Annotated in this window: 2 protein-coding genes; one reads left to right on the plus strand and one right to left on the minus strand. The window is 62.0% G+C overall.

The features are described 5' to 3' along the window. Positions 1 to 614 (minus strand): DegV family protein (locus tag Q0H50_RS08755; RefSeq protein WP_294421514.1); only part of this gene is annotated, 614 nt, incomplete at its 3' end. Positions 615 to 908: 294 nt separating this feature from the next. Here Q0H50_RS08755 and ileS point away from each other — a divergent pair. Further along, positions 909 to 3,755 (plus strand): isoleucine--tRNA ligase, encoded by a 2,847-nt coding sequence (ileS, locus tag Q0H50_RS08760; RefSeq protein WP_294421516.1) that lies wholly within the window; start codon positions 909 to 911, stop codon positions 3,753 to 3,755. Positions 3,756 to 3,885: the final 130 nt, after the last annotated feature.

Raw genomic sequence — 3,885 nt, forward strand, 5'->3', positions numbered from 1 at the left:
TCGTCAACGTGCATGACCGGCTTGATGTTGAGCAGCGTTCCAGCCCATGCGCTTGTCTTGGAGACGCGGCCGCCGCGCCACAGGAACATGAGGTCGTCTACGGTGAACCAATGCGCCAGGTGCAGCTTGTTCGCCTCGGTCCAATCGCGCACCTGCTCGATGCTCTCGCCCTGCTCGGCGTGCTGGCATGCATGCCACACCAAAAGGCCCTGGCCGCCCGATGCCGCCAGCGTGTCGACCGTGAACAGCTTTCGCTGCGGGTATTCCTCGCGCAATTGCTTGGCTAAAAGCTCGGTGGACTCGTAGGTGCCCGACAGGCCGCTGGAAAAGCCCAGGTACAGGATGTCCCTGCCTTGATCGAGCAAGCTGCGGAACAGCTTCTCGGTATCGGCCAGGTTGGGAAGCGAGGTGCGGAACACCTTCCCCTCGCGCATCATGGTGTAAAACTGCGAAAGATCGGTCTTCTCGCCTTTGAGATAGCTGCGGTATACCGTGTCATCTCCATCGGCCATGAACGTGAGCGGCAGCACGTGCAGCTCGTAGCGGTCGATGGTTTCCTCGGTAAGGTTGCAGCAAGAGTCGGTCACTATCTCGAAGCTTCGGTTCATGATCATGCCTTTCCTAGCAGCTTATGCATACATGGGGCGCGATATCGCGCTGACCGGAGGTAGCGGGCGGCTTGCTGCGCAACTCCATGCGTTCGTCCTGTTCGACCATATCAGTATAACCCTCCGAAATCATATCGCTGCGCTACTGCAACGAACGGTACCGCGTTTTCTCTGAGTGCTTTTTCGGAATGTGGCCTGCGTGCGTTTCGTTGCCACCGGTTTCCTATATACTAATCGGGTTTATAAGCAAGGACGGCATGCACCGTCTGGGCATAGTTAGGCAAAGGAAGGCGCGATCTCGTGGCGAACACGTACAAGAACACCATGAATCTCCCGCAGACGGATTTCCCGATGCGAGGCAACCTGCCGGCATCCGAGCCGAAAAGGCTTGAGAAGTGGGAGCAGGAGCACATCTACGAACAGGTTCTCGAGAAGAACAAGGACGGTAAGCCCTTCGTCCTGCATGATGGCCCGCCTTACGCCAACGGCCCCATCCACATCGGCCACGCCTTCAACAAGGTGCTGAAGGACTTCGTGAACAAAAGCCATGCCCAGCGCGGCTATTTCACCCCGTACGTGCCGGGTTGGGACTGCCACGGCCAGCCTATCGAGCATATGGTCGAGGTCACCTTGGGCCCCGATAAGATGAAGGAAACGCCCCAGCCCGAGCTGCGCCGTCTGTGCCGCGAATGGGCAACCAAGTACGTCGGCATCCAGCGCGACGGTTTCAAGCGCCTTGGCGTCAACGCCGACTGGGATCATCCGTACCTCACCTATATCCCGAACTTCGAGGCCGGCAACGTCGAGATCTTCCGCGACATGTACCTCAAGGGCCAGGTGTATCGCGGCCGCAAGCCCATCCACTGGTGCAAGAAGTGCCACACGGCCTTGGCTGAGGCCGAAATCGAATATTCCGACGAGGTTTCCCCGTCCGTGTACGTGAAGTTCAAGCTTGACGCCATGCCCGGCATCTTCGAGGCGGCAGGCGCCACCGGCGATGCGTATGTGCTCATTTGGACCACCACGCCGTGGACCCTTCCGGCAAATGCCGCCGTGTGCCTGATGCCCGATGCCGAGTACGTCATGGTCCAGGTCGAGGGCTGCAACGTCATCTTCGCCAAGGAGCTCGTCGAGGAAGTCGCCGAGATCGCCGGCTGGGAGGACTACTCCCTGGTGTGCGGCCAGGACGGCGAACCTGTCACGCTCAAGGGCACCGAGCTGTGCGGCCTTACCTATACCTGCCCCATCCGTCAGGACCTCAAGGGCAAGATTATCTACGGCGACCACGTCACGCTCGACTCCGGTACCGGCTGCGTCCACACCGCTCCGGGCCACGGCCAGGACGACTACCTGGTGGGCCTTCAGTTCGATATCCCCATTCTCATGCCCGTCGACGACAACGGCGTGCTCACCGAGGACGCAGGCCCGTTCGCCGGCCTTGATACCGACGACGCCAACCCCGTCATCATCGATTGGCTGCGCGAGCAGGGCACGCTCGTGGCCGCACGCAAGATCAACCACAGCTACCCTCATTGCTGGCGCTGCCATGAGCCCGTCATCTTCCGTGCCACCGACCAGTGGTTCGTCTCCATGGAGGAGAACGGCCTGCGCGGCAAGGCCATGGACGCTATCGAGCGCGATGTGACGTTCTATCCCGGCTGGGCCGTCAACCGCATCGGCTCCATGGTCTCCGACCGTCCCGACTGGTGCATCTCGCGTCAGCGCAGCTGGGGCGTGCCCATCCCCGTGTTCAAGTGCGCGAAGTGCGGCGAAACCGTGGCCAACGAGGCCACCTTCGACGCCGTCATCAAGCTGTTCTATGAAGAGGGCGCCGATGCGTGGTTTACCAAGCAGCCTAGCGAGTACCTGCCCCACGGCACGCACTGCGAGAAGTGCGGCTGCACCGAGCTTGTCCCTGAGAAAGACATCCTCGACGTGTGGTGGGAATCCGGCGTCACCCACACCAGCGTGCTCAAGCACCGCGCCGACGAGGGCCTGACGTTCCCGGCCGATATGTATCTGGAAGGCTCCGACCAGCATCGCGGTTGGTTCCAGTCCAGCCTGCTCACCAGCGTGGGCGCATACGGCTGCGCACCGTACAAGAACATCCTGTCGTGCGGCTTCACCGTCGACGAGCAGGGCCGCAAGATGTCCAAGTCCCTGGGCAACGGCGTGGATCCGGCGGACGTCACCAGCAAGTGGGGCGCCGATGTGCTGCGCCTGTGGGTCGCATCCGCCGACTATGCGCAGGATGTGTCCATCTCGGACAACATCCTGAAGCAGGTTTCCGATGCATACCGTCGTTTCCGCAACACGTTCCGCTTCCTGCTGGGCAACCTGTCCGATTTCGACGACCAGGCGAACGCGGTTTCCAACTGGGACGAGCTTGAGCCCATCGATCAGTACATGATGGCCAAGACCGCCCAGCTGCTCGCAGACGTCGAGCAGGCTTACGACAGCTTCAAGTTCAACGGCGTCTACCGTGCGGTGTACGACTTCGTCAACGATCTGTCCAGCGTGTACATGGACGTCACGAAGGACCGCCTGTACTCCGAGTCGCCCGACAGCCCGCGCCGCCGTGCCGTGCAGACGGTGCTGTTCAACATCCTGGAAGTGCTCGTGCGCGTGCTTTCGCCCATCCTGTCGTTCACGGCCGATGAGGTGTGGGAGTGCTACCCCGAGGCCATGCGCAACCGCGAGGGCCGCGTGGGCAACGTGCAGCTGGCCGGTTGGCCGCATCGCTGCGACTTCGTGCCCGCGCTTCCCGGCAAGCAGGCCGAGGATAACGTGTTGGCCGCGTTCGGCGGCGCCCTTGAGGTGCGCGACGTCGTCACCAAGGCGCTTGAGGATGCCCGCGGTGCCAAGGTCATCAACAAGAGCCAGGAGGCCACCGTTGCGGTCACCGCGCCGCAGGCAACCCTTGACGCGCTTTCCGCTTTCGACGCCTCCGTGTTCGAGGAGCTGTTCATCGTCTCCGGCGTGACGTTCGCTGCCGGCGAGGAGCTTGCGTGCGAGGTAAAGCCTGCTGAAGGCGAGAAGTGCCCGCGTTGCTGGAACTATCGCGAGCTTGGCGGAAACGCCAACCACGCCGACGTGTGCCAGCGTTGCGGCGACGCCCTCGACGCCATCGGCTTCACCGAGGAGTAAACGGTTTGACCCAGCATGAACCTATGAACATCGCTGGAAGCGAAGGGGCCGACGCGGTAAGCGCCGGCCCCGCGCCTTCGGTGCGCTCTCAGGCGTTTCGTCTGGGGACGATGGGCGCATTGGCCCTTTG

The organism is uncultured Senegalimassilia sp. (assembly GCF_934632265.1).
GTDB lineage: Bacteria > Actinomycetota > Coriobacteriia > Coriobacteriales > Eggerthellaceae > Senegalimassilia.